At 52.4% G+C, this 24,711-nt stretch carries 23 protein-coding genes; 5 read left to right on the top strand and 18 right to left on the bottom strand.

Going from position 1 to position 24,711, the window contains the following annotated elements:
- Positions 1–5: 5 nt before the first annotated feature.
- The 10 genes from V5G20_RS13365 to V5G20_RS13320 form a co-directional block, all read right to left on the bottom strand.
- Positions 6–716, bottom strand: a complete 711-nt coding sequence (locus V5G20_RS13365; RefSeq protein WP_003385623.1) for a cytochrome c biogenesis CcdA family protein — start codon at positions 714–716, stop codon at positions 6–8.
- 250 nt (positions 717–966) lie between these two features.
- Positions 967–2,484, bottom strand: coding sequence for a two-component system sensor histidine kinase NtrB (locus tag V5G20_RS13360; RefSeq protein ID WP_031932847.1), 1,518 nt, complete (start codon positions 2,482–2,484; stop codon positions 967–969).
- A gap of 133 nt (positions 2,485–2,617) precedes the next feature.
- Positions 2,618–4,375, bottom strand: a complete 1,758-nt coding sequence (locus tag V5G20_RS13355; protein ID WP_031932848.1) for an aromatic amino acid hydroxylase — start codon at positions 4,373–4,375, stop codon at positions 2,618–2,620.
- 164 nt (positions 4,376–4,539) lie between these two features.
- On the bottom strand, positions 4,540–4,830 hold the full coding sequence (locus V5G20_RS13350; protein WP_003385627.1) for an antibiotic biosynthesis monooxygenase family protein: 291 nt from the start codon (positions 4,828–4,830) through the stop codon (positions 4,540–4,542).
- Between the two features lie 77 nt (positions 4,831–4,907).
- Positions 4,908–5,819: a hypothetical protein gene (locus V5G20_RS13345; RefSeq protein ID WP_327955563.1), complete on the bottom strand. Its 912-nt coding sequence runs from the start codon at positions 5,817–5,819 to the stop codon at positions 4,908–4,910.
- Between the two features lie 57 nt (positions 5,820–5,876).
- Positions 5,877–6,557 (bottom strand): thiamine phosphate synthase, encoded by a 681-nt coding sequence (thiE, locus tag V5G20_RS13340; RefSeq protein WP_338460866.1) that lies wholly within the window; start codon positions 6,555–6,557, stop codon positions 5,877–5,879.
- A complete protein-coding gene (locus tag V5G20_RS13335; protein WP_327927809.1) occupies positions 6,554–7,189 on the bottom strand; it encodes a thiamine phosphate synthase in 636 nt (211 codons plus the stop codon). Before V5G20_RS13335 ends, thiE begins: the two co-directional genes overlap by 4 nt.
- On the bottom strand, positions 7,167–7,526 hold the full coding sequence (locus tag V5G20_RS13330; RefSeq protein ID WP_122958316.1) for a hypothetical protein: 360 nt from the start codon (positions 7,524–7,526) through the stop codon (positions 7,167–7,169). The genes V5G20_RS13335 and V5G20_RS13330 overlap by 23 nt, the downstream gene beginning before the upstream one ends.
- Positions 7,527–7,861: 335 nt before the next feature.
- Complete coding sequence (locus V5G20_RS13325) at positions 7,862–8,272, bottom strand: DUF3054 domain-containing protein (protein WP_338460865.1); 411 nt, start codon at positions 8,270–8,272, stop codon at positions 7,862–7,864.
- 84 nt (positions 8,273–8,356) lie between these two features.
- On the bottom strand, positions 8,357–8,947 hold the full coding sequence (locus tag V5G20_RS13320; protein ID WP_122958317.1) for a GNAT family N-acetyltransferase: 591 nt from the start codon (positions 8,945–8,947) through the stop codon (positions 8,357–8,359).
- Positions 8,948–9,192: 245 nt separating this feature from the next.
- On the opposite strand from V5G20_RS13320, the gene V5G20_RS13315 reads away from it, so the two are divergent.
- Positions 9,193–10,953: a UbiD family decarboxylase gene (locus V5G20_RS13315; protein WP_122958318.1), complete on the top strand. Its 1,761-nt coding sequence runs from the start codon at positions 9,193–9,195 to the stop codon at positions 10,951–10,953.
- 168 nt (positions 10,954–11,121) lie between these two features.
- Complete coding sequence (locus V5G20_RS13310) at positions 11,122–12,609, top strand: NCS1 family nucleobase:cation symporter-1 (protein ID WP_122958319.1); 1,488 nt, start codon at positions 11,122–11,124, stop codon at positions 12,607–12,609.
- A 110-nt stretch (positions 12,610–12,719) separates the two neighbouring features.
- On the opposite strand, the gene V5G20_RS13305 is transcribed toward V5G20_RS13310, so the two are convergent.
- The 6 genes from V5G20_RS13305 to V5G20_RS13280 all read right to left on the bottom strand — a co-directional run bounded on the left by V5G20_RS13305 (position 12,720) and on the right by V5G20_RS13280 (position 20,249).
- Positions 12,720–14,432 carry a methyl-accepting chemotaxis protein gene (locus V5G20_RS13305; RefSeq protein ID WP_003385637.1) on the bottom strand — a complete coding sequence of 571 codons (1,713 nt, stop codon included), beginning with the start codon at positions 14,430–14,432 and terminating at the stop codon, positions 12,720–12,722.
- A gap of 95 nt (positions 14,433–14,527) precedes the next feature.
- Positions 14,528–15,052: a hypothetical protein gene (locus tag V5G20_RS13300; protein ID WP_003385638.1), complete on the bottom strand. Its 525-nt coding sequence runs from the start codon at positions 15,050–15,052 to the stop codon at positions 14,528–14,530.
- A gap of 117 nt (positions 15,053–15,169) precedes the next feature.
- Positions 15,170–16,060 (bottom strand): nitrilase-related carbon-nitrogen hydrolase, encoded by an 891-nt coding sequence (locus V5G20_RS13295; RefSeq protein WP_122958320.1) that lies wholly within the window; start codon positions 16,058–16,060, stop codon positions 15,170–15,172.
- 34 nt (positions 16,061–16,094) lie between these two features.
- Entirely contained in the window at positions 16,095–17,480 is a 1,386-nt protein-coding gene (gene hydA / locus V5G20_RS13290) for a dihydropyrimidinase (protein ID WP_122958321.1), read from the bottom strand.
- A gap of 93 nt (positions 17,481–17,573) precedes the next feature.
- Positions 17,574–18,860: an NAD-dependent dihydropyrimidine dehydrogenase subunit PreA gene (preA, locus tag V5G20_RS13285; protein ID WP_031932857.1), complete on the bottom strand. Its 1,287-nt coding sequence runs from the start codon at positions 18,858–18,860 to the stop codon at positions 17,574–17,576.
- A gap of 18 nt (positions 18,861–18,878) precedes the next feature.
- A complete protein-coding gene (locus V5G20_RS13280) occupies positions 18,879–20,249 on the bottom strand; it encodes an NAD(P)-dependent oxidoreductase (RefSeq protein ID WP_172920488.1) in 1,371 nt (456 codons plus the stop codon).
- Between the two features lie 189 nt (positions 20,250–20,438).
- On the opposite strand from V5G20_RS13280, the gene V5G20_RS13275 reads away from it, so the two are divergent.
- Both V5G20_RS13275 and V5G20_RS13270 read left to right on the top strand, forming a co-directional pair.
- On the top strand, positions 20,439–20,996 hold the full coding sequence (locus V5G20_RS13275; RefSeq protein ID WP_003385643.1) for a hypothetical protein: 558 nt from the start codon (positions 20,439–20,441) through the stop codon (positions 20,994–20,996).
- Between the two features lie 9 nt (positions 20,997–21,005).
- Positions 21,006–21,431 carry a hypothetical protein gene (locus V5G20_RS13270; RefSeq protein WP_003385644.1) on the top strand — a complete coding sequence of 142 codons (426 nt, stop codon included), beginning with the start codon at positions 21,006–21,008 and terminating at the stop codon, positions 21,429–21,431.
- A 2-nt stretch (positions 21,432–21,433) separates the two neighbouring features.
- Here V5G20_RS13270 and V5G20_RS13265 read toward each other — a convergent pair whose 3' ends face one another.
- On the bottom strand, positions 21,434–22,786 hold the full coding sequence (locus V5G20_RS13265; RefSeq protein ID WP_122958322.1) for a hypothetical protein: 1,353 nt from the start codon (positions 22,784–22,786) through the stop codon (positions 21,434–21,436).
- A gap of 224 nt (positions 22,787–23,010) precedes the next feature.
- Between V5G20_RS13265 and V5G20_RS13260 the strand changes: the two genes are divergently transcribed.
- On the top strand, positions 23,011–23,238 hold the full coding sequence (locus tag V5G20_RS13260) for a PLDc N-terminal domain-containing protein (RefSeq protein WP_003385646.1): 228 nt from the start codon (positions 23,011–23,013) through the stop codon (positions 23,236–23,238).
- Positions 23,239–23,330: 92 nt separating this feature from the next.
- Here the strand turns inward: V5G20_RS13260 and V5G20_RS13255 are convergent, their stop codons facing one another.
- Positions 23,331–24,695: an aspartate aminotransferase family protein gene (locus V5G20_RS13255; RefSeq protein WP_338460864.1), complete on the bottom strand. Its 1,365-nt coding sequence runs from the start codon at positions 24,693–24,695 to the stop codon at positions 23,331–23,333.
- Positions 24,696–24,711 lie beyond the last annotated feature (16 nt).

Here is a 24,711-nt window from a genome sequence, read left to right as displayed (position 1 = left end):
CCGGGTTAGAATCCGGTGAAGCCTCCGTACATCTTAATCAGGACTTTCGTGATGTCTGTCATCTTGTCCGTATACAGCAACACGCCAAACAAGATCATCAGAGCACCGCCCACTTTCATCAGCCGGTCAGAGTACTTCATGATTCCCTTGACCTTGCTGATGAAAAACGTCATGACAAAGAATGGAATCGCAAAGCCCGCAGTATAGGCCAGGGTATAAGACAGGGCGCTCCCCGGATCATTCATGCCGAGAACGATAATACCGGAGAGAATCGGTCCCACACACGGCGTCCAGCCAGCAGCGTACGTAATTCCAACCAGGACGGAGCCGGTATACCCGATCGGCCGGGATTTCAGGTCCACTTTCCACGTCTTCATCATCCAGTCCATCTTAAAGACTTGAAGCATCACCAAACCGATGATCACAAGTAATATGCCCCCTAATTGGCGAATCAAATCCTTTTGGGAGGCAAAAAGGCTGCCCAACCAGGAAGTAGACAGTCCCAAGGCGACGAAAACAATCGAAAATCCAAAGATAAAGAACAGGGTGTGCAATAGCGCCTGCCGTTGGAAAACAGCTCTTCCCTTTTTCACCTCATCCATCGTAACGCCGGTAATATAGGAAATGAACGAAGGATACAGGGGCAGACAACATGGGGAAACAAAAGAAAGAAAGCCCGCACCAAATGCTAAAAAGACGGAAAGATCTCCACTCATAGATACCTCCGTGGGGTAATGGTAATTCTATTGTACCGAAACTTGGCATCGCTCAAAAGCAAAACGGGCACTTTGTCTTAAAACGTTACCATTTCTTTTACATAATAAATGTTACGTAAACAATAACTGTTTGAATCATGCTCGTTTTCTATATAATACTGACAAGCGTAAATCCTTATGAGTGCTGTCCCTTTCAAATGCAAGGAAAAAAAGACAAATGCCTCATTTGTACATGAATCATTTGTCTTTATTACCCATTTGAAATTGGAAGCCTTACTTCAAAGCGTGCCCCTCCCAAACGCAGGGAGTTCTCCGCGAAAATTTCTCCTCCGTGGTCGAGGATGATTCGCTGTGTGGTGGACAGCCCAAGTCCGGTCCCGTCAGGCTTGGTCGTGTAAAAGGGAACGAATAAATTTTTTAATACCTTATCTTCCAGACCGGGACCGTCATCTTCGACGGTCAAGACGACCTGGTTAATCGACGCGTACACCGAGACTTCCACGATAGACCCCTTGGTCGCGATTGCCTCCATCGCGTTCTTAAGGATGTTGAGGACCGCTTGCTTGATGCGTGCCCTATACCCGTAAATGTACCATTCATCACCGGACCAATTCAGCTCCAGTCGAATCCCCCGTCTGTTGGACTCTGGCTCGAGCAAACGGATGACGCCGAGAACCTCATCCATGATCAGAAATCGCTCAGCCGCAATTTTGTCGTCCCGGTAGCGTGCAAGAACCAAGACATCGTTTAATAATCCGTCAATTCGCTCAATTTCAGTCAATATCACCGAAAAATACGAGGTGTTCTGCCGTGTCTCCGTCTGTTCGCGCAATAACTGGATAAACCCTTTGATTGATGTCAGGGGATTTCTTATTTCATGGGCCATGCCGGCAGCGAGCTGCCCCACCGCCGCGAGTGCTTCCCGCTTGGTCAGCTCCTCCTCGTAGCGCTTGGCGTCGGTGATGTTTCTAAGGACTGAAATCGCTCCCCACAACTCACCCCTGTGATAAATCGGACTTGTACTGACGGTTGTCAGTGTACCGTTAATCTCCGCGACGTAATGTCCGGATTGGCCGCGTTCGATGACCCATTGAACAAACCTTTCATTTTCTCTGGGACGAAACGTCTCATCTATGTGCGTACCGATAATCTGCTGACGTTCCACTTGCTGCAATTCCGCAAAGGAGTAGTTGGCTTCAACAATTCTTAGGTTGCGATCGATAATCAGCACCGCGATATCGGTCGACTGCAGAACAAGCTGAACCAATTCCTGTTCCGCCACTTCGGAAAACCGCTCGCGCGTCGCAGTGCCGGTCTGCATTTCCTTTTCACGCTGACTTTCTTCCGTTTCAAAAATGTGAATAAACATATCAATCAAGCTGTCTACAAATTGATAGAGATCCAATCGAATCTGATACAGTTCCAGTCGCTCTTCCTCTGTAAATATGAAATAATGCGCATCTTGCTCCATTTGATCCAGCAAAGTATCCCGGCACATGCGTATCCGTTCCAATACACATGCCAGAGAAATTCCCTGTTTGGAACGATGGATCGCAATTTCTCTTGCTCCTTTTTCCACCTTCACGCGATCGCCTGTATGTATGTATTCGATCAAGCTCAGAATGAACGTTTCCAACCGAGACAACGTATACGAACGGTCTTCTAATACTAATGCAGAGATTCGGTTATGATCAGACAGAAACCCATACGTTTTGGCCGCCAACTCAGGGGCCAGTCTCGTTAAGTGCTTTCTTATCCGGTTTTTCACTCTCTACCGGCTCCTTTGTCTTTTGTTTCTATATTTGAGAAAACATTCATACCCTATTTATTCCATAAACATGAAGGAATGTAAAGCGGCGTGACCACCCAATCAGGACAATTCACGCCGCTTTTTTTGGTTCTTACAATCCGAGCAGTTGAAGCCCGTTCATGATGAGTTGCTTTTGGTCTGGATTTGCATCCTTCAACTTCTCCAAGACGGAATGCAGCCTGCTTTGTTCATGCTCCGTCCCGGCCTGACGATAAAGGATTTCCAGGAGCTCCAAGCGAATCAGCCAGTCTTCCGGATAGTCGGCGTCGAGCTCATCGAGGATCGTGAGCAATGTATCGCGATCAAAAGCTTGCTGCTTCTCCCGGATGTTTCGGACCTGTTGATACAGTTGATGCAGTCTGATTTGCTCAGGTGAGTAGCTGGACTGTCTGGCCGATATCACGGATGGCTTGTGTGTACCTGTAGCAAAGGCTTCCCTGTCGGCAGCCCCGGCAAAAACCGAAACGATCCGCTCCCCTACCGCCATGTCGAACGTCCCCCACTCTGCTTGGAAAAGCGTTTTGTCCTGATACGTCACAGTGCACTCATCGAAGCCGATGAGCACAAGCCGTCCTCCCTCCCGGAGAATGTAACGGACTACTCCCGCCACTTGGAGACCGGACTCAAATGACAGGATAGAACGTTTTCCGGGCACGATTCCTTTTTCCTGCAATTGTTCATCCGTAAAGCACTCCAAAGGTGTGCTCTCCCCCGCCAACCGGCCGATTGGGGAGCCAAATCCCTCGGCATGGTATTGCTTGCCGTGGCCTGGCAGCTCTTTATTTCCGACAGCCAACGCGGACGGCCCTGTTGTTTTCAGGTAGACCGCCTCTCCTTGGCTGTCAAATTCCAGCTCCGCCAAGATGCCGCTAACCTGCAGCCCTGAGCTGTAAACGGCCGTCGTCGTTTGCGGCATGTTTCTCGCCTTGATCAAGCTTTCCGTCCCGCCGACATTCAGCGCCATGCGCTTGGAATATTCCAAAATCGCGTCAATCAGCTCCTGGAAATCGCGGCATACAAAAAGCTGCGGCTGCGGTTTTGTGATGTCATAATCGGTCTCGATGCACGCCTGCAGCGAAAACGGAATTTTCTTTACATCATCCTGCAAGCAGCTGATGCTCTCACCGACAGAGGAAAGCAGACCGGCACCGTATATGCGCGGATTTTCACAATCGCCAATCAAGCCGTACTCGACTGTCCACCAGTACAGACGCGCCAGCTCATTTGCTTCGGAAACATTCTGGACCGCCTTTGCTTTGCGCTCCAGCTCCTCTTCGGCCTGTCTGATGACTTCCTCAGTGGATTCCGGGTCTTCTTTTACGATGGAAAGGTAGCGGATCGCTTCGTACAACTCGTAATCTTCCTTGGAGGAAAGCGCGCGGGACCCGATTTCCCCGAATATTTTCAAATAGGAACGGTACGTCTCATCCAAAATAATCGGAGCATGACCTGCCGCCTCATGAATGATGTCCGGTGCCGGCGTATACGCAATATGATCGTATTGCCGAATATCGCACGCGATCGGCAGGATGCGATGTGCTTGAAAATCAAAGAAAGCGACAGCCGGAATGAAACCGTCAATCGTGACAGCCCCCCAGCCAATCTTTGCCAGGCATTCATTCATCTCACGGATGTTGGGGATTCGCTCTACGCTGATTCCAGAGAGCCGCAGCCCCTCCAGGTAGGCGCTGTGTGCAGTCTGCCCGAGATAATGATGATTTTGCCGCATGACATAGCGCCATACAGCGTGGTCAATTGGCGTGTACTGTTCGTAATCTTGCTCCACTACAAATTCCTTCAGGTGAATAGGTACTTGAACGAGAGAAAAATCAGGTTCTACGCGACTCATACTCACTTCCCCTTTATTAGGATAGTAACCATGTAAGCGTTTTCTCGACTCACCTTATCATATCATGATCAGGTTACAAATTGTGCAAAGAATGTTTATTGCAAAACTTATCTGAATGAAAAAAGGCATCCGCCTGCTTTATGCGCAAACGAATGCCTGTACATTTACGAAGATGCCTTTACCTGATAGGTGCGCAGCTCGGACTTGACCGGGCTGTTCGGATTGCTGCCTGCATGCGAGCGTTTGAACGCCTCGCTCTGTGTCCAATTCAGGAAATCCTGCTCGCTTTCCCATTTGGTAAACACGGTATACTCATCGCCCTGGGTAGGCGCCAGAAACAGGAACTCCAGGAATCCCGGGACATTTTTCATCCGCTCGCCGCCCTCACTGAAGGCTTTTTCCAGGTGAGCCCGATAGTCGGACGGTACGGTCAAACGATTCATCGATACATACATGTACTTGCACCCCTTTCCAACCTGATCAAACCTATTATACAAAAAAGCGCTCCAGGAACCAAAAAGCCGCAGGCAGCTTACGGGCGCCTGCGGTTTATTTGTTGCTCCAGCATGATATCGACCAAAAGAATATCCTGAAGCGGGTCCTTGGGATCTGTGGTCAAAAGCGATGCGACCGCAGCAATCGAACAGCGCACGGCGTGATAAGAGTAGAATGCATCCCGCTCGTCGTCATTGGATAAGGAGAGGTCGGACAGCTCGTGTATCGGATAGGGAAAATCTGTTTCGACACCTGCTCGATCAAGTACGACCAGCGCCTGCTTGATCGCCAGCAGAGCCGCGCTTACGCTGATTCCGTATTCCTGGCGCAGCTCATCCCACACCTGAAAGGCTGATCGTTCAACACGCTCCTGATTGGGTCTGGTAATAATACCCGACTTTCGCCCTTCCTTCAGCAGCCAGTCAACGAGGATATCCTGTCTGGGCGGAAATGCAAACACTTGCAGCTTCAGCTCCAGCTCCGTGGGCGTATCCTTCGCAAATCGGGCATGGGATAGCGACATCTCATAGCGCCTCGAAGGATGGCCCGGAACCGTGACAAAAACCGTCTCCTGACGAATAGCCGCTACCTGCAGCTTGGTCCTTGCCGGTATTCGAGCCTGGGGCGCCTTTTCCCTGCGAATACTGCCGGGGATCAGCTCAGTGCCGAACAGATGGTACTCCAGCGGTGAATCAATCCAGGGAATAGGCTCTCGATTCAGAATCTCATACAATCCGTTGAACGTGATCCACTCGCCAGGACGCTTTTGATACCGAACCAGGGCGGCATGCCGTTCTTCTTCAGGCGTCACGCTCTCTGTATCGGGGTGATCTTCGGCAGGGGCAAGCCGCTTATGTTCCACAAGCGCACAATCCGTCAGCTGGAGGCGCTCCAATAACTCTCGTTTGCTTACCCATTCATAGCCAATCCGGTAAATTCGATGTTTCATCTGTTCCACCTCCCTCGCCAGGTTCAAGTTCCCGGTCTGTCTATGGTACGTTATGTGTCAGCGTGGCTGTCCGTTCCTCGTACGATTGACGACTTCATTCAGTTCACGAGCCGCTTGCTCGGGAGATGCGGCCTTGCTGATCGCACTGATCACGGCCACGCCATCCGCTCCGGCAGCCAGAACAGCAGCAGCATTTTCCAGCGTAATCCCGCCAATTCCTACGATCGGCAGCGACCCTCCCACCGCCTCGCGTATTTGCCCCAGTCCTGCAGGACCGATCGGTTCTCCTGCATCCGCCTTGGACGCTGTGGCATACATGGCACCAACGCCGATACAGTCTGCTCCACCTGCCATCGCTTCCCTGGCTTCTTCCACTGTACCCGCAGATACGCCAATGTACATCGATTCTCCCACCAGGGCACGTACGTCTTTTAGATGCATGTCTTCCTGACCCACATGAACGCCGTCTGCTTGCAGGTCAATCGCCAGGTCAACATCGTCATTGACGAAGAAAATGGCTTGATATTGATGGGCAAGCCGCTTCATTTCGGCTCCAAGCCGAGCCTTCTCTTCGCGGGTCAATTTGCTTCCTTTATCGCGGAGCTGCAAAGTACCCGCGCCCCCTTTCAGGGCTTGCTCGACGATTTCCAGCGTACGCGCGGCCGAATATCCGCAATCCTGGGTTCCAACGACAAAATAGACACCCATTTTGTCACGCAATCGCTCTGTGTTTCTCATCCCGTTTCCCCCTTCCACCTGTCAAGCGCTTCCCTGTATGAGCGGGCAGCTCGCTTCACGTCTGCTGCATCTGTTATTCCTGAAAGCGCCGCAATGCCAGCACAGCCCGCCGCGAGCACCTGGCCTGCATTCTCGGGCTTGATCCCGCCAAGCCCGATCACCGGGATAGAGAGCGCTTCGACGATGGTTTTCAATTCCCCCGTCCCTCTGGGAGCCAAACCCGGTTTGGAGCGACTGGGAAAAATATGGCCGTACAAGACGTAGTCCGCCCCTTGCTCGGCGGCTTCCATTGCTTCTGTCATAGAGTGCACCGAGCACCCGACCTTTTGCCCGGGCGACAGTACTCTTCTGGCCGCTTTGACCGGCAAGCTGTGGTAAGCGAGATGTGCCCCGCAGCATTGGACGGCTGCTGCCACGTCGACGCGGTCATTGATCAGGATGCTTTCGCGCGGCATGACTCCCGCCAAGGCCTCCGCCCACTCCATGATTTCGCGAGCCGTACGGTGCTTTTCCCGAATATGGAGCCGATCCATTCCTCCGCTGTATGCGGCTTCGGCCATGCGCAGCACCTCGTCGAGCTCCTGTCGTCCGCTCGTTATGACGTGCAGCTCAGGTTTGTACAGCTTGCCCATGTCCGCCTCCAGACAGCACCGTCAGACACTCCTGCAGCCATTTGGCTGTTTTTTCATTTTGCTCTTCAGGCATGCGAGCGACCATCTCGGCAACCAGTCTGCGCAAAAAGAACGATTGCGGCAAGCTGAGCGGAAACGTCACGGTCCGCGGTTTTTGTTCCTGCTCTTCCAGCTTTTGCACCCCGGCCAGCAGTATATCGGCGATGGATTCTATCAAGTCTCTCGTATTTTCCTGCTCGCGCAGATCATCGTAGCATCCGTCCATCAACCGGCACAAAATGAGGAAGGCCTGTGTGGACAGCGTAAAAGGTTGTACATCCTGCAACGGTTCGGTCACGATTTTCCCCTCCATAAAAACAAAGCGAAACTCTGGTTATTATAGCACATTCTTTTCGTCAGACAGAATTTCACGGTGTCGCTTTTCAGCAAATAAAATGCGAGCCGTTTACACTCGTTCGGCTCGCACGGTTTTCATTTACGGTTTGTTGCGGTCGTTGTGGTTGGACTGACGCAGGTTGGTGTTTTTATCGTGCTCATCCAGCGTTTTTCCACGGTGTTTGCCCAGATCCTTGCTGTTGTTGTTCTTGCCCATGTGCCCACCTCCCTTTACAAGCATCAACTGGTAGCGTCCCCTGTCAAAGGCGCTTTTATCAGGAGGCAGGACTTGCTTAATCAAAGGGTCCGGGACGGCCGGCGAATGAGGGCGTAGACGATGGCAAACGGAATCCGCCAGCCCAGCAAAAAGGCGAGCATGATAAAATACGCAACGGCGGCGAACAGCCAGGTGAGCGGTGTTCCCAGCCAGAGTGTACGAATGACCAGACCGATGGGTGCCGCAATCGTCCACATGAGCAGGACGTTAAGCAATTGCGTGCCCGCCTTCTCCAATGAGTGGCGCCGATACGGATGGAAAAACAGCGCGACCAATATCCAGGCCAAGAGGAACGGAGCCAGCGTTTCCATGATCCCTGATGCAGTGGCCGGAAGTCCGTGCGCCAGCTTTCCGTAATACGTAAACAGCAAAAAGGCGGCCAGATCGCCTGCGAGCAGGACGTAACCGGCCGGAGCGTGTATCCGTTTCATGAACAATCCTCAACTCTTCCTATTTAGATGGTGACACGCTCATTGTACACATCTCTCTCGTCCATCCACAATCCGTTTTGCCCGTTATTCACCAAACAGCAACATTTGGAGCTTTTGATCCACCTGCGGCCATTCCCTGTCCAAAATGCTGAAATAGACCGAATCGCGAATATACCCGTCGCGGACAATCATATGATTGCGCAGGGTTCCCTCGTAAACGCCACCGATTCTTTTGATGGCCCGTTGGGAATTTACATTGCGGGCATCCGTTTTCAGCTGGACGCGAATGCAACCGAGCTCTTCGAAACAGTGACGCAATAGCAGCCATTTGCACTCCGTATTTACTTTCGTCTTCCAGACGGAGGGCGTCAGCCACGTATAGCCGATCTCCAGCCCGCGGTCTTTTTTCGAGATTTTCAAAAATCGGGTGCTGCCGATTACTTGTCCGTCTTCCTTCCTGACGATCGCAAAAGGCAGCTCTGTTCCGCTCGCCTGGTTCTCCAGCGCCGTTTCGATAAAACGCTGGGCGTCTTCGGGCTGTCGTATCACTGTTGACATATAGCTCCATATCTCCTCGTAATTCCCTGCCTGAAATACACCTTCGCAATGCCTGGTGTCCAGCGGTTCCAGACGAACCTGCTTTCCTTCGAGGGTGATTGGACTGATTTGCAGCATACAAACTCGCTCCTTTGCTGTTCTGCCTTTTGCGTATAACAGAACAGTCCTTTTAAATTTTTCCAAGGATAATGGCGACGCTCACTTTTGTCAAGACGATGCTAGAATGCGAGAATAAAAGGGCGGCACAGCAGAACACGGTCAGAAAAGAATTCGTCACAACCCAAGTGGGAAAAAGGTAGATTCAAACGGGGCGTTCGTGTACAGTTAGAAGAGGAATTAAGGGGATGTGGAGGTTAGGAAAGATGCACGCAAATCTGCGTTCGTTTATGGAACAACTGCGCCAGCACGGGCAGTTAATCGAGATTGACGCGCCAGTGGACCCAAATCTGGAGCTGGCTGAGATACACCGGAGGGTCATCCAGGAGGAAGGACCTGCACTCCTGTTCACCAATGTAAAAGGAAAAACATTCCCGGTCGTGACCAACCTGTTCGGCACAGCCGAGCGTGTGGACATGGCATTCGGTCCAAAACCGGAAACGATTGTAAAAGACCTGGTTCACGGGTTGGACAAGCTGATGCCGCCTTCGCTCTCCGGATTGTGGGAGCTGCGGTCGCCTCTGCTGGAAGTGATGCGTACCGGTACGAAGACGGTATCCCAAGGACAGGCTCCCGTCACCCAAGTAAGTACAACAGAAGTCGATATGACAGCGTTGCCTGCATTGACGAGCTGGCATCTGGACGGAGGTCCATTCGTTACGCTTCCGCTCGTTTACACCGAGCATCCAGAGACAAAGCAGCACAATCTGGGGATGTACCGCATCCAGATATACGACAAAAATACGACAGGCATGCACTGGCAGATCCACAAGGGCGGCGGTTTTCATTACTACGAAGCGGAAAAACAAAATCGCTCGCTGCCTGTTTCGCTGACGATCGGCGGACCGCCCGCCCTCATTTTGTCCGCGATCTCTCCTCTGCCCGAGATGGTGCCGGAGCTTGTCTTTGCTTCATTAGTAATGGGAGATAAATTGAAGATGGTGGAGGTGCCCAACCATCCGCACCGCATCGTTGCAGATGCCGAGTTTGTTTTTGCGGGAGAAGTTCCACCGCATGTCCGCAGACCGGAGGGGCCGTTTGGAGACCACTTCGGCTATTACTCGCTGACGCATGATTTCCCGGTATTTCAAGTAAAACAAATGTTCCGCCGCAAGGATGCCATCTACCCGGCTACAGTCGTCGGGAAGCCGCGTCAGGAGGACTACTATATCGGCGAGTACCTGCAGCGCCTGCTCTCTCCGCTGTTCCCTGTCGTCATGCCTGGCGTCAAAGCGATCTGGGCTTACTGTGAGACCGGGGTTCACGCTCTCGCAGGGGCGATCGTCCGGGAAAGCTATTATAAGGAAGCGATGGCTCATGCCTTCCGGATCATGGGCGAAGGACAATTGACGCTGACCAAGTTTTTGATGGTCACGGATGTCCCTTGCGATTTGGCTAATTTTAGGAATTTTATGGAAATCGTTCTTGCCCGCTTCCAGCCGGAGCGCGATCTGCTGATCGTCAACGATACGTCCGGCGATACACTGGATTATACCGGCCGGAAATTCAACCATGGTTCAAAAGGGATCATGCTGGGGATCGGAGACCCTGTTCGGGAGCTGCCCAAAGAATACAAGGGGGAAGGCATCCCGAATACTTCCCGGATCCAACTGTTCTGCGGCGGATGTCTCGTCATCTCCGGTCCGTCCTTTGAGGAGAATCCGCAGTTTGGCGAAGAAATTCTGCCGTACGTAAACGAGCATTGCAAAGAGTGGCCGATGATCTGCATCGTCGATGATGCCTCGATTGCAAATGACCAAAGCCAGTTTTTATGGACCGTCTTCACCCGCTTTGATCCGGCTCATGATCTGTATGCAAAAGCGACCATTTCCCGCAACAAGATTCGCTATGAAGGTCCGCTGGTAGTCGATGCGCGAATGAAGCCATTCTACCCCGACGAAGTGGAGACTCACCCGGATATTGCCAAACTGGTCGATCAAAGATGGAAGGAATACTTTCCGAAATAACAAGCACCACAGCACCCGGAGCAATCTTGCCGGGTGCTTTTCTGGTTTCTTTATGTGAGAAAATTCTGTCATTTCTTGTCGGACTGTCCAATATAATGTAGCATCTTGTATCCGAGCAACGCTTATGTTGGTCGGTTCCTATTTTCTTTATAAAGGAGGGAGTTATTCATGAAGACCCAGGTGGATTCGGACGGCATCGTCACCCTGACCAAGGAAGGCGAAAATCTGATCAAAGACAGCCCTCTGTTCAACGATGGGCTGCGGCCAACCACGATGGCTGAGCACAACTGGACTTCGTACAACTTTGCCAGCTTGTGGATCGGCATGTCGATCTGCTTGCCCGCCTACTCGCTCGCGGCCGGATTAATCGCCCTCGGCATGAACTGGTGGCAGGCGATCATCACCATCATCCTGGGCAACTGTATCGTCCTTATCCCTATTCTCCTTAATTCCCATGCGGGCACAAAATTCGGGATTCCGTATCCGGTCTACGCCCGTCTCTGGTTTGGCTCCAAAGGGGCACACATTCCTGCCGTAGCGAGAGGTCTTGTCGGCGCGGGCTGGTTTGGCATCAACTGCTGGTTTGGCGGGACCGCTATCGATACCCTGCTGATGTCCATGAGCAGTTGGGGCAATGTGCCTGGCCATACCTGGATTGCTTTTTTCGGGTTCTGGGCGCTAAACGTCTGGATCGCCTACAGAGGACCTGAAGCGATTAAAAAGATGGAGTTCTGGGCTGCTCCGACGTTGATCATCATGTCCCTCGCCCTGCTGATTTGGGCGTTGACAAAAGCTGGCGGCTGGGGACCGATGCTCTCGGCTCCCTCCAAATTTACAACCGCTGGCGAGTTTTTTAAAGTCTTCTTTCCTTCCCTTACCGGTGCCATTGCCTTCTGGGCAACGATGGCGCTGAATATTCCCGACTTTTGCCGATACGCCAAGAGCCAGCGAGCTCAAATTGCCGGTCAATCCGTAGCGCTGCCGACGACCATGGGAGGCTTCTCCTTTATCGGGGTCGCTGTTGCCTCTGCTACCGTCGTCATTTTTGGGGAAGCGATCTGGGACCCTGCGGCCGTCCTCGCGAAGTTCTCTCCGCTTGCCATCTTCTTTGGAACAATTGGCATCATCCTGGCCACGCTGACGACCAATGTTGCCGCGAACGTCGTAGCTCCTGCACGGGCCATCGAAAACCTTTCCCCGCGCAAAATGAGCTTTGGGGCTGGCGCAATCATTACCGGAGTCGTCGCACTCGTTATGCAGCCATGGTATATTTTGGATAATTTCGGCAATTATATTTTCCTGTGGCTCGGAACTTATGCCGCTCTGCTGGGACCGATAGACGGCATCGCGATCGCAGACTACTGGCTGGTCCGCAAACAGCGAATTCACTTGACGGAGCTGTATCGCACAAACGGAATTTACTCGTACAGGGGCGGCTATAACTGGAATGCCATCTGGGCCATGCTGCTCGGGATTGCTGTTCCTTTTGTCAGCAGGCTCATTCCCGGATTAGGGTTCATCTGGGATAATGCCTGGACGATCGGATTGTTCGTCTCCCTGATCTTCTACACCTGGTTTATGAAACGAAGCTCCAGCCTGATAAGCCAGGCGGATTACGAGAAGATTACCGCCAAGGCAGAGGCGCATGCTTCCTAATTAAATGTGCATACTTCCCGATGAAATGCATTCTACTGCTGCGCTAGCGTAAAAAGTGACGTAATAAAAGCTCCGCCGTTCATTTGGCGGAGCTTCTCTTTTGCTGATCTTTACATTTTAAACCGGCTAATGGACAATTGCAGCTCATGGGAAAGCTTGCTCAGATTTTCACTGGAGTTGGTGATTTCCTGCATGGACGCCAGCTGTTCCTCTGATGTCGCGGCAACACCGCGCGTATGGTCGGAAGCCTCCTGCGCCAACCGGTTCATTTCATCCATCGAGGAGGCGACTTGCTGTATGCTTGCCGACATTTGTTCGGTCGCCGCGGATACCTCCTGAATCTGTTCAGCGATCGTTTGCGATGAAGAGACGATGCGCTGGAAGGCTTCTCCTGCCTCACGGACGATCACACTGCCCGTTTCCGCTTCCCGGGTGCCTTGTTTAATTGCATTCACAACCTGTGCCGTTTCATTTTGAATATCCTGGATCAATCTCTCAATCTCGCGGGCAGACTCTTCCGATTGCTCAGCCAATTTTCGCACCTCGTCAGCCACAACGGCAAAGCCGCGGCCTTGTTCGCCGGCACGGGCCGCTTCGATGGCAGCGTTCAGCGCGAGCAAGTTGGTTTGGGAAGCGATTCCCGTAATGACCTGAACGATCTCTCCGATCGCCTCGGAGCGGACACCTAGCAGCTGCACCATTTCGGCAGCGCGGCTTACTGCTTCATTGATCGCGGTCATCTGATCGACTGCGGACTGAATGCGTTCATTGCCTTGCTCTGCTTCCTGGGCGGCTTGTCCGGAGAATTCGGAGACGGAGCCCGAGGTTTCGGCGATACGTTGTACAGCCAGGGCCATCTCCTCCATGACGCGTACACCTTCCTGGGAGCGAAGTGTATGTACCTCTGACCCGGAAGCGATCTCCTCGATGGCAGCAGCTGCCTGCTCTGACGCTCTCGCTGTCTGCTCTGCGCTCGCATGGAGCTCCTCGGAGGAAGCCGCTACCTGTTCACTCGCCACTTTTACCTGATCGATCAGGAGACGCAGCTCAGATACAAGTCGGTTGAAGGCCAATCCCAGCGTCCCGACTTCGTCTTTCCCTGTATACTCAACTGACTTCACTGCCAAATTTCCGCTAGCGAGCTCTTCCAATTTGGAAGCGACGTCGCGAAGCGGGTTGGCGATCATCCGGGCGATGGCAAATCCGACGCTGAGCGCAAGGACAATCGCAAGCACCGCGATTCCGAGCATCGTAATTTCTACGGCTTTCGCCTCTGCGGTATTTACGTTATTCGTTTCTTCTGCTCTTGCGGAATTGTAATCTGCCCAGGATTTTAGCTCTTGGTTAATCCCGTTCAGCGTCGATTCCGTCGCACGGAAGAAAGCAAAGGCTTCGTCCGGATTTTTTTCTTCTACCAAATGGATCACGACTTTTTGATCGCCCCGGTATTTTTCCAACAGCGTCTTCAGCGTTTCCAGAATTTCTGTCTCCTGTTCTGAAGTTGCAGACTCCTGAAGCTTTGCCAGCAACGCATCAGACTCCGCCACCAGGTCCTGGTACTGCTGTTTGTAATCTCTTTGTTTGGAAGGGCTCGTTTCCAGCATCATTTTATACATAATTGCCTCGATCTGTCTTGTCTCTGTACGGAGCTCGTTCACCCACTTGATCGGCAACAGCTGATCCTGGTACATCGTGGACATCCGTGTTTCCGCTTTCATTAAATTGTAGTAGCCAGTAGCCCCTACTCCTCCCAAGAAAACACTCATCAAAATAACCAGACTCATTAGCTTTGTCCGTGTCTGCATGTTGCGCAAAAGTTTCATGTCTTGAGGCCATCTCCTTATTTTATAATCATAATTGCTGAAAATGGTCGAATAATGTCTAATTCTACCAAAGGAGGATGGACAAGTCGATAGTTTTACGACGAAACTCCTACATCAAATACTGAAAACAATGAAATGTTGGAAATTTGCTCGTCGGGGCTATAACAAATGTAATAGGTCAATTCGTCGCTTATCCGATAACAGATCCCGTTGTAGCCTTGTTCGATCAAGTAAAGTCTGATTTGTTCTCCGGTCCAGTCCAGCCATTCCTGGTCGTCCATTTCGGCTGACAACCGGTTCAGGACGTCCTCTGAATGCCGGGATTGCAGGGCATCCAGACGCAGTTGATTCTCTCCGTATTGTTCATGCAGAGAAAAAAGTCCCGCAGTTCTCAACTCCTGCCTGAGGATGGCCGCCTGGTCCCAAGTCGTTTCCGCATGACAAATGGCATACTGAGCCGCTACCTTCATATTGCTGACAAGATACACGCCAGAACCGAACACAGCTTTGGCGATAGCCCCGTTGACAAATTGTCTGCGTTCGTGCCGTTCATATCTTTGCAGCTTGACGACTCGCTCGGCTTCCCTGTATTCAACTCCCCGATAGACGATCTTCTTCATGCAGAAAACTCCTCTTCACGATTCAACTCCAGCGGCGTATCCCAAACGGGAAAAGAGGGGGCGCCACACCGCGCCACCCTGCTTTTCGCTGCCGGGCCATTCCCTTTGCCATGCGATTTAAGGGAGCAATTTGACCATATCATCGTAGGTCTCAGGTCGCCGGTCGCGGTAGAATTGCCACGTATCCCGCACCTGATGGATCAGATTTTTATCCATTTCCGCGATGATCACCTCATCCTGATTTCTGCTGCCGACTGCTACGAATTGTCCCCGGGGGTCTACCAGATACGATTGACCGTAAAATTCCCCCATGTTCCACGGCGCTTCCACTCCCACTCTGTTAATCGCAGCGACATAGTATCCATTGGCTACAGCATGAGCCGGCTGTTCGAGCTTCCAGAGATATTCGGAGAGGCCGGCCACAGTCGCCGACGGATTGAAGACGATTTCGGCTCCATTCAGCCCAAGCAGCCTGGCCCCTTCCGGAAAATGACGATCATAGCAGATGTAGACGCCCACTTTTGCAAAGGCCGTCTCAAAGACGGGATAGCCAAAATTTCCCGGTTTGAAATAGTATTTCTCCCAAAAACCGCAGCCGTTGTCGCCGACTCCCACGTGGGGGATGTGCTGCTTGCGGTATTTGCCGAGGTAACGGCCGTCCGCATCGATCACAGCAGCAGTATTGTAGTAGGTACCAATACCTACCCGCTCATAGACCGGCAGAATGAGCACCGTCCCCAGCTCTTTGGCCAGCGACTGAAATTGCTGGACGGTCGGCCCATCCGGGACCTCCTCGGCCGCTTCATACCATTTGGTGTTTTGTTCGGCGCAGAAGTACGGACCGTAAAAGATTTCTTGCAGACAGATAATTTGAGCGCCTCTGCCCGCTGCCTCGCGAACCAGCCGGACGTGTTTTTCGATTGCCTTTTCTTTATGGACGTGGACCGGCTCATCGCCGTGAACGTCGTTTTTCGCCTGGATCAGGCCGATTGTTACCTTGTTTGCCATAGTGGAAGTCTGCCTCCCTTCAATGGGTTTGGGGTTATGGCTGTTCAAAAGTAGTGCGTTTGATATACTGGCCGCTTCCTGCCTGCCCGACGAATTGCTTGTCGCGCACCACGAACGAGCCCCTCGATAGAACCGAGACGACCTCGCCGTACACTTCCATTCCTTCAAATGGGTTGTAGTCAACGTTCATATGGTGCGTTTCGACGGAAAGCGTACGCTTTACATGCGGGTCAAAAATGACGATATCGGCATCCGAGCCTACCGCAATCGTTCCTTTTCTCGGGAACATCCCAAACAGCTTCGCAGCCTTCGTAGAAGAGATGTCCACGAACTGGTTCAGGCTGATGCGTCCCTGGCGTACCCCCTCGGAATAGAGGATCGTCAAGCGGTCTTCTATCAACGGACCGCCGTTGGGAATCTTGGTGAAATCACCTCTCCCCAGTTCTTTTTGACCCCGAAAGTTGAAAGGACAATGATCGGAGCCGACGGTCTGCAATATGCCGTTCTTCAATGCGCTCCACAGCACTTCCTGATTCCATTTCTCCCGGAGCGGCGGTGACCAGACGTATTTGGCTCCCTCGAAGTCGGGCTGATCCATGATACTCACATCCAAAGCCAAATATTGCGGACATGTCTCCCCGTAGACATTCCAGCCTTTCTCCCGCGCCTCCGCTATCCGCTGTACCGCCGATGCACAAGAGACATGGACGACGTAAAGCTGCGAGCCCGCCAACGCGGTCAAAGCAATGGCTCTGCCCGTCGCCTCTCCTTCCGCCTCGGGCGGCCTGGTATAAGCGTGATAGATCGGATCGGTGTTCCCCTCGGCCAGTGCTTTCTTGGTCAAATAATCGAGGACATCGCCGTTTTCCGCATGCACCTGTACGAGCGCCCCCAGCTCCTTGGCCTTGACCAAGGTTTTGAACAAAGTCTCATCGTCTGCCTGGAAGACGTTTTTATATGCCATAAACACTTTCAGCGAAGTAATCCCTTCCGACGAGATGACACTCTCCAGCTCCTCCAGCACCTGATCGTTTGCCTCCGCGATCATCAGGTGAAACCCGTAATCAATGACGGCTTTCCCGCGTGCCTTTTCATGCCAGGTCGCAATCGCCGATTTCAGCGACTCTCCTTTTTTGGTCAGACAGAAATCGACGATGCTGGTCGTTCCGCCAAATGCCGCTGCCCGGGTGCCGGTAAAGAAGTCGTCCGCCGTCACCGTGCCTCCAAACGGCATGTCGAGGTGTGTATGCGGATCGATCCCGCCTGGAATGACATAGCATCCGGTGGCGTCGATTTCTTCCGCACCGTCAATTGACAGCTGATGACCGATCGCGACTACCCGTTCGCCCTCGATCAATACGTCAGCCTGATACGTATCGGCTGCCGTCACTACTGTACCTCCGCGAATCCATTTTTTCATCTTATACCCTCCTCTTTTCCCGGCCCCGTCAGGGCAAATGCTCTGGCGGTATGTCTCTTGCCAGTACAAGCTATGCGTTCAGAGGTGAAAACATTACTCCTGGGCCGCTTCGCAGCTTCGGTCTGCTGCCAGTGCCGCTTGCCGCTGGTTCCAAGAGAGCGGCGGCTGATCAGACGGGATTTCTACCATCTCTATCGTCCCTTCGACCGGACATACGATGGAGCAGAGATTGCAGCCGACACAGTCTTCTTCACGAACGACCAGCCTTTCTTTCCCGGTCATTTCGTCAGTCACAATATCGATGCACTGGTGAGAGGTGTCCTCGCATGCAATATGGCACTTGTTGCAATTGATGCACGTTTCCTCGTGGATGCGGGCAACGACCTTGTAATTCAAATTGAGATGGCCCCAATCGGAATAGGTGTGCACAGCTTTGCCGACGATGTCCATGACCGAAGCGATTCCCCGTTCATCCAGGTAGTTGTTCAGGCCGTCGATCATGTCCTCGACAATCCGAAATCCGTGATGCATGGCTGCGGTGCATACCTGGACGCCGCTCGCTCCCATGAGCAAAAATTCGACTGCATCCTGCCATGTGGAAATGCCGCCAATCCCGGAGATCGGAATCCCCACCTGCGGATCGCGAGCGCATTCCGCTACCATGTTGAGCGCGATCGGCTTCACCGCTGGTCCGCAATAACCGCCGTGCGCTCCTTTTCCATCCACATGCGGGATCGGCAGCCACGAGTCCAGATCGACTCCGATCAGGCTGTTGATCGTATTGATCATGCTGACGGCATCGGCTCCCCCCTCTGACGCTGCACGGGCTGTGAAGCGGATATCTGTTATGTTTGGCGTCAGCTTGACGATGACAGGCGTCTGGGCGACTTCCTTGACCCACTCTACCTGCTGCCGGATCAGGTCGGGGTGCTGACCTACTGCCGAGCCCATGCCGCGTTCCGCCATGCCGTGCGGACAGCCAAAGTTCAGCTCCAGTCCGTCTACCCCTATGGCCTCCACTTTCTTCACGATTTCATGCCACGCTTCGCGCTTGTGCTCGACCATGAGCGAAGCGATCAACGTGTGCTTCGGAAACAGCTTTTTGGTCTCCAGCATTTCCTTCAGGTTTTCCTCGAGCGGTCTGTCCGTGATCAGCTCGATGTTGTTGAAGCCGAGCACCCGCTGTCCTCCGAAGTGAAGTCCGGCAAACCGGGACGTCACGTTTATGATCGGTTCCCCCAGTGTCTTCCAGACTGCTCCTCCCCACCCCGCATCAAACGCCCGCTGCACCTGATAGCCGGAATTGGTAGGCGGTGCTGAAGCCAGCCAAAACGGATTGGGCGACTCGATTCCCGCCAAATTAATGCGTAAATCTGCCATTGTTTCTACGCCTCCTTCTTATAAAACTGGCTGAGACTTTGCTTCCAGCGCCGTGTGGATCGCATGAGCCGCCCGCTTTCCGTGATTGGCTGCATCCACGACCATCGCGTCCGTATTCCCTCCGCCAAAGATGACATCGCCCGCGGCGTAGACATGCGGATGAGAGGTTCGATACGTGCCTTCCTCGATCTCCACGATTCCGTTTTTGTGCTGAAGCCCGAACATTTCGATCAAGTCCACGTGCCGCGTTTGCCCGATTGCCTTTACAACGAAATCCACTTCCATTACAAACTCGCTGCCCGGGACCGGCTCCGGACGCCTTCGTCCTTTTGCATCCGGCTCCCCAAGCTCCATCCGCATAAGCTCAATACCGGTCACCCGTCCGTTTTCGCCGATAATCCGGGTCGGCGCTACCAGCCAACGGAATTCCACGCCATCTTGTTTCGCAAATTCATACTCGAACTCGTAGCAGGTCATCTCTTTCTCTGTACGCCTGTAAAGAATCTGAACGAGCTGGGCACCCAGCCGTTTGGAGGCAGTGGCTCCGTCTATCGCCGTGTTTCCCGCCCCGATCACAACCACCTTCTTGCCGAGCATCAGATCCGTAAGCGGTTTCGTTTTCGTATCCTCCACGAGGGAAATCGCATCGAGAACGCCGATCAAGTCTTCGCCCTCGATATTCAGCATCGGGACAGCGCCCATGCCTGCCGCAAGCAAGACAGCTTCAAAGCTCTGCAGAAGCTCCTCCGGTGTCACGTCTACACCGACGCGGGTTCCAGTCTTGATGGTCACGCCCATCTGCTCGATTTGCTCAACCTCCCACAGTGCAACCTCCTGCGGCAAACGGAAGGAAACGATGCCATAGGTGTTTAGCCCGCCGGCCTTTTCTCGCGCTTCGAAAACCGTTACTTCATAACCGAGACGGGCAAGCTCTCGCGCTGCCGAAAGACCGGCTGGACCGCCGCCGACGATAGCGACGCGCTTGCCATTTTGCTCTCCTGCATGAAACAGAATTTTCTGATTTTTTATTGCCCAGTCTGTCGCATGACGCTGAAGCAGCCCGATCATGATCGGCTTGGAGGCGTGATTGAGCACACAGGCACCTTCGCACAGCTCCTCTGTCGGACAGACCCTGGCACAGCTAGCTCCGACCGGGTTTGCCTCCATAATCGTCCTCGCCGACCCGAGCAAATTGCCGGTCGCAATTTTTTTAATAAAGGACGGGATGTCGATTGAGGTGGGACAGGCCTTGATACAGGGGGCATCGTAACAGAAAAGGCACCGGTTTGCTTCGTCTATCGCTTCTTTCGGCTTCAGGGCAGGAACTACTTCTTGAAAGTTTGCCTGCAGCATAGATGCGGTCTTTGTTTCTTCGCGGCGAACGCTCATTATGCAACAACCTCCTCAGGCGTTCTGAAAATTGCTTCCTTGCTATTATCAATGTGGAAAAAAAGCGTTTTATGATTCCTTCATCACCTTTTTTAAATAGGAGGTTCCTGAAATGAAACCGACTTCCCAGGCATGATTGATTTCAATGCAGAATAGGCTGATACCAAAACAAGAATTGAGGGGGATGGCATGAAGGATTACGATCAGCTGATTGCCAGACTCAAGCAGCAAATTGCAGAAGCGATGGACCGGTTGGAGAGATTGGAAGCCGAACGGATTGCTTTTGAAGCACAACGCTCGGAGAGAAAAAACTATGTATCATCGCGCGAGATTTTGGACCTGCTCGCCTCCCGGAGCGGAAGGACGGGAAGCATGGCCTCGATTAAAAGGTGGGCAGACGATGGGCTGCTTGGCACGGTCATCGATGAGCGCGAGGTATTTCCTTTGCTGGCAGGCAAACAGGGAAACAAGCGCTTTCTGTATCCGCGAAAAGAAGTACTGCGCTTTTTGCATGGAAAAGGTTTGCTCGTTCCCAAATTTGACGTCCTGGATCGCGTTCGTCTGGAGCGGAACGGGAAATGGGTTTGTGCGGTCATCACGGCTGTCGCCTTAAGCAAGGCTGATCCTGCAGATGAGCTGTTTGTCTACCAGGTACAGATCGAGGAAAACGGCGAAGTAATAGACGGGGTCACGGAGGGTGCTTTGCAGAAAGCCAATCAGACCTCCACTTCTCTTGCCCGGTCGTAAGGAGGAGTTATGGAAACAGCTGTTATCACGCTCGGCAATACTGTAGAAAACCAGGAATATTCTCGCCAAATTCGCGACTTTCATAAAAAAAAGGGGCAGCCCCTCACTATCCGTTTCAGTGAAGAGCTGACCCATATCATCCTGGAAGCCCCTTGCTTGTACGTACCCGATCGCAACATACTCGGAAAAGAAGCGGTTGTCGAAGGGGTGGTCAAGAAGAATGGCAATCATCTTGAAATTCACCCGCGAAGCAAGGGAAAAACGATTAATTTGCATCTGGATTCGGAACTGGTGAACGAGCTGGAGCAAATACGCCTGAAGGTGGCGAGCAAGACCCAGCACGACGTCATCCTGGAAATGTTCGTTCGCGGACTTCGCGCATACCAAGCCGAACAGGATGACCAGCCCGCAACCACTAAAAAAGAGCGGGGATGAGCTTATTTATAGTCCCCTTTTAAATAGTTGTAAAACGGTTGATCGACCCAAAACTGATACGTTTCCACGCTGGCAGAAGGGTTGATTTTTTTCAATCCGGATACGACTTTGGCCGAATCTTCGTTCAGGGTAAAAGTCTGGGCCAGATAGCGGCCTTTTTTCAGCACATTGTTTGTGATCACCGGATACTCATCCAGCTTTGTCAGGGAATAGTAGAGAGGCTGCCACCAGGACGATTTGAGAAGACCGGTCATATCCTCTTGATTGCGCTTCGCGTATTTCAGTACGAGCGGTTGGAATTTCTCTTTTTCTTCGACCGTGGCAAACTCCAGACTCAGATCGTATTCCTTGGCGTAGGCAATGTGATTGCCGTTGTCGATCGGGACTACTTGATAATCATCCGTTTGTACCGGCTCGCCCCATTCTTTCAAATAAACAAAAGCAGACGTTTTCGGCTCCAACTGTACTTTCGCAGCAATGCCTTCGCTGCGGAGCAGGCCGACCAATTGCACCGCATGGACGATATCGCTATGCCCGTAGGTGATCGTCCGTGCGGGATCAAAGTGGGGATCAAACTGCGTGTCCTTGAGATTGTAACCGGTGATCAGGTTTTGTTTCAGTCCTTCATCTACGGTCTTTTGCAATTCTTCTTTCCTGATCAACTGGGATTCATTCCACGCCTGGACGAGCTTTCCGAAGATGTCGTCGTCGCTGATGGTGCCGAGAAAGTTTTGCTGCTCTCCGTGAAATTCTGCCACCTTGTTCAAGATCTGATAGGCGAGCTCGGCGGATACATTTGCTTCCAGCTTTATTCCGGACAAATCCTTTGCAGAAAGGAACCCGGTGTCAAAGGCGACCGCCACCTCCTGTGCCGCTTCCTTGGCAATCCCTTCGCCTGCTTTATACGTCAAGCCGGCTGCATCCCAGGCTGCGGAGATTTTTTCGTCCGAATACGTATGCGCCAGTTCCTTTAAGTCAGCAGCCTTTACGGAAGCGCTGATTGCCTCCCATGCCAAAAGCTTATTGCTCGTCGAGCCTTTCGGGAAGAAAGAATGATTGGCCCCATCGCTGTTAACCGCTATACTGGAAGAGGCTAGCAGCGTTTCCAAAGCCTTTTCAAACTGCTGTTTGGTAATAGTCCCGGACAAAGTGATTCCGTACCGCTTTGTGATGTAGGCGGCGGCATCTTTGACGGATGTTGGCTGAGGTACTGATGTTTGCACCGCAGTAGCTTGCACCGCCAAAGAAGAAGTGGATGCGGGCGCTGCATACACCTGCGTGCCAGCGGTCACCGCTAAAGCGGTTAGTAAAACTGCCCCCGCGGCTGCCTGTTTGATCGTACGTCCTTTGTTCATGGTTTTCCTCCCCTGTCGAAATGATTAAAACATACAATTCCTATGTATTTACTTAGTATTCATTACGTTGTACCTTATCATGATCCCCAACCCGCGTCAATACCTTTCGCTTTTGCTTGGGACATCTTCCTGGATCTGCCGACCAACTGCCGATAGAGTCTTGTTTGCCATACATAGACATGATTTGTCATGCCTTTCGATATACACTTTTGGGAGGGACACTTGTGGAATACAAAAGTCATTTCGACTTACCAATTCAACTGATCATGTTTTTCCCGTTTCTGATCCTCCTGGTTCTATACGCGCTAAATATCCTCACCAGTATCTGGGCCTATCGGGACGCTCGCAAACGCGGCAAAAGCAACGAATACGCTTTGCTTGTACTCATTGGAACACTGCTTTTTCCGGTCATGGGTCTGATTGTCTATTTCATCATGAGAAAAGATTCTTGATTCTGAAACCATGAAACCAAACGGCCTCCTTTCCCTTTCTGCTCGTCTTAGGGCAGGTCAGGAATAGGAAGCCGTTTTTGTTATTTGATTGCTTAGGCTAATTCCGCAAACGCTTCACGCAGTACGCGAGCGATGAAGTCAATGTCTTCGCTTGTAGTCGAGAAAGGAGGCGAAAGGGTGAGAACGTTATTGAAGCCCGGTATCGTATCGCCATTTCGTCCGATGATCAGGCCGCGCTGTTTACAGGCTCCGATGACTTTGGTCAATTTGTCAGGCGCTGCCGGTTCCTTCGTTTCCCGATTTTCCACCATCTCGATGCCCATCAGAAAACCGAAGCTCCGAATGTCGCCTACATGCGGATGCTCCTCTAAGAACGACAGCTTCTCCCGCAACTCCTCTCCCAGACGGCCAGCCCTCTCGATCATCTGCTCTTCTTCCATCAGCTCAAGGTTTTTCAGCGCGAGCGCACAAGCCGCCGGATTTCCGCCGAACGTATTGACGTGACGGAAGTGCAGGTTGACTCCTTGCTCGTTAAACTTGTCGGCAATGTCTGCCCGCACCGCGGTAGCCGACAACGGCAGGTACGCACTTGTGATCCCTTTGGCCATGGTCACAATGTCAGGCTTGATGCCAAAGTTTTGATGACCAAACTTTTGACCGGAACGGCCGAATCCACAAATCACTTCGTCGACGATCAAAAGGACGCCGTACTTGTCACAGATTTCCCGCACCTTCGGCATGTACTCCGGCGGAGGAACGATGACGCCGCCGCCTGTGATCGTCGGCTCCATAATGACGGCCGCCACGCTGTTTGCTCCCTCCCAGTTGATGACCTCGTCGAATACCTGGGCACACTCGAGGCTGCAGCTCCCGTAGGACTTTCCGAATGGACAGCGGTAGCAATACGGCGGGGAAACGTGGAGAAAGCCCGGCGCCAGCGGCTCGTATTTTTGTTTTCGGATCGATTGTCCGGTAGCAGCCAAAGCTCCCATCGTATTGCCGTGATAGGCCCGGTGACGGGAAATGAACTTGTACCGGCCCGGCTCGCCGTTCTGATGGTGGTATTGACGGACGATTTTGAAGGCTACTTCATTCGCTTCCGAACCGCTGTTGGAGAAAAAGACCCGATACTCTTCACCGAGCCACTCGCTCACCTTTTCCGACAGCTTGATCGCTGGCACATGGCTTTGTGTCAGCGGGAAGTAGGCCATCGTTTTCAATTGCTCATAGGCAGCCTCAGCAAGCTCTTGCCGGCCGTAGCCGATATTGACGCACCACAGGCCAGACATGCCGTCCAGGTATTTGTTTCCGTCAATGTCCGTCACCCACGAGCCGCTCGCTTCCGTGACGATCATCGGATTGGGATTGTAGGGCGACATGTGATGCCACATGTGCGCCCTGTCTTTTTCCAGCAGGGATTCCTTTTCCAGCGTATGAGTTTGTTGCTCCTGGCTCATTTTCGATCCTCCCTTT

Origin of the sequence: Brevibacillus borstelensis (genome assembly GCF_036700025.1) — a bacterium.
Classification (GTDB): Bacteria; Bacillota; Bacilli; order Brevibacillales; family Brevibacillaceae; genus Brevibacillus; species Brevibacillus borstelensis.
This window is presented reverse-complemented; position numbering and strand designations above follow the sequence as displayed.

Bases quoted from the DNA above. Each gene is read 5' to 3' on its own strand.
- V5G20_RS13315 (WP_122958318.1), top strand. From the start codon at position 9,193: ATGCACGCAAATCTGCGTTCGTTTATGGAACAACTGCGCCAGCACGGG.
- V5G20_RS13310 (WP_122958319.1), top strand. From the start codon at position 11,122: ATGAAGACCCAGGTGGATTCGGACGGCATCGTCACCCTGACCAAGGAA.
- V5G20_RS13365 (WP_003385623.1), bottom strand. From the start codon at position 716: ATGAGTGGAGATCTTTCCGTCTTTTTAGCATTTGGTGCGGGCTTTCTT.
- preA (WP_031932857.1), bottom strand. From the start codon at position 18,860: ATGGCAGATTTACGCATTAATTTGGCGGGAATCGAGTCGCCCAATCCG.
- hydA (WP_122958321.1), bottom strand. From the start codon at position 17,480: ATGAAAAAATGGATTCGCGGAGGTACAGTAGTGACGGCAGCCGATACG.
- V5G20_RS13295 (WP_122958320.1), bottom strand. From the start codon at position 16,060: ATGGCAAACAAGGTAACAATCGGCCTGATCCAGGCGAAAAACGACGTT.
- V5G20_RS13335 (WP_327927809.1), bottom strand. From the start codon at position 7,189: ATGGGCAAGCTGTACAAACCTGAGCTGCACGTCATAACGAGCGGACGA.
- thiE (WP_338460866.1), bottom strand. From the start codon at position 6,557: ATGAGAAACACAGAGCGATTGCGTGACAAAATGGGTGTCTATTTTGTC.
- V5G20_RS13325 (WP_338460865.1), bottom strand. From the start codon at position 8,272: ATGAAACGGATACACGCTCCGGCCGGTTACGTCCTGCTCGCAGGCGAT.
- V5G20_RS13345 (WP_327955563.1), bottom strand. From the start codon at position 5,819: ATGAAACATCGAATTTACCGGATTGGCTATGAATGGGTAAGCAAACGA.
- V5G20_RS13300 (WP_003385638.1), bottom strand. From the start codon at position 15,052: ATGAAGAAGATCGTCTATCGGGGAGTTGAATACAGGGAAGCCGAGCGA.
- V5G20_RS13275 (WP_003385643.1), top strand. From the start codon at position 20,439: ATGAAGGATTACGATCAGCTGATTGCCAGACTCAAGCAGCAAATTGCA.
- V5G20_RS13255 (WP_338460864.1), bottom strand. From the start codon at position 24,695: ATGAGCCAGGAGCAACAAACTCATACGCTGGAAAAGGAATCCCTGCTG.
- V5G20_RS13280 (WP_172920488.1), bottom strand. From the start codon at position 20,249: ATGAGCGTTCGCCGCGAAGAAACAAAGACCGCATCTATGCTGCAGGCA.
- V5G20_RS13265 (WP_122958322.1), bottom strand. From the start codon at position 22,786: ATGAACAAAGGACGTACGATCAAACAGGCAGCCGCGGGGGCAGTTTTA.
- V5G20_RS13320 (WP_122958317.1), bottom strand. From the start codon at position 8,947: ATGCTGCAAATCAGTCCAATCACCCTCGAAGGAAAGCAGGTTCGTCTG.
- V5G20_RS13355 (WP_031932848.1), bottom strand. From the start codon at position 4,375: ATGAGTCGCGTAGAACCTGATTTTTCTCTCGTTCAAGTACCTATTCAC.
- V5G20_RS13305 (WP_003385637.1), bottom strand. From the start codon at position 14,432: ATGAAACTTTTGCGCAACATGCAGACACGGACAAAGCTAATGAGTCTG.
- V5G20_RS13350 (WP_003385627.1), bottom strand. From the start codon at position 4,830: ATGTATGTATCGATGAATCGTTTGACCGTACCGTCCGACTATCGGGCT.
- V5G20_RS13270 (WP_003385644.1), top strand. From the start codon at position 21,006: ATGGAAACAGCTGTTATCACGCTCGGCAATACTGTAGAAAACCAGGAA.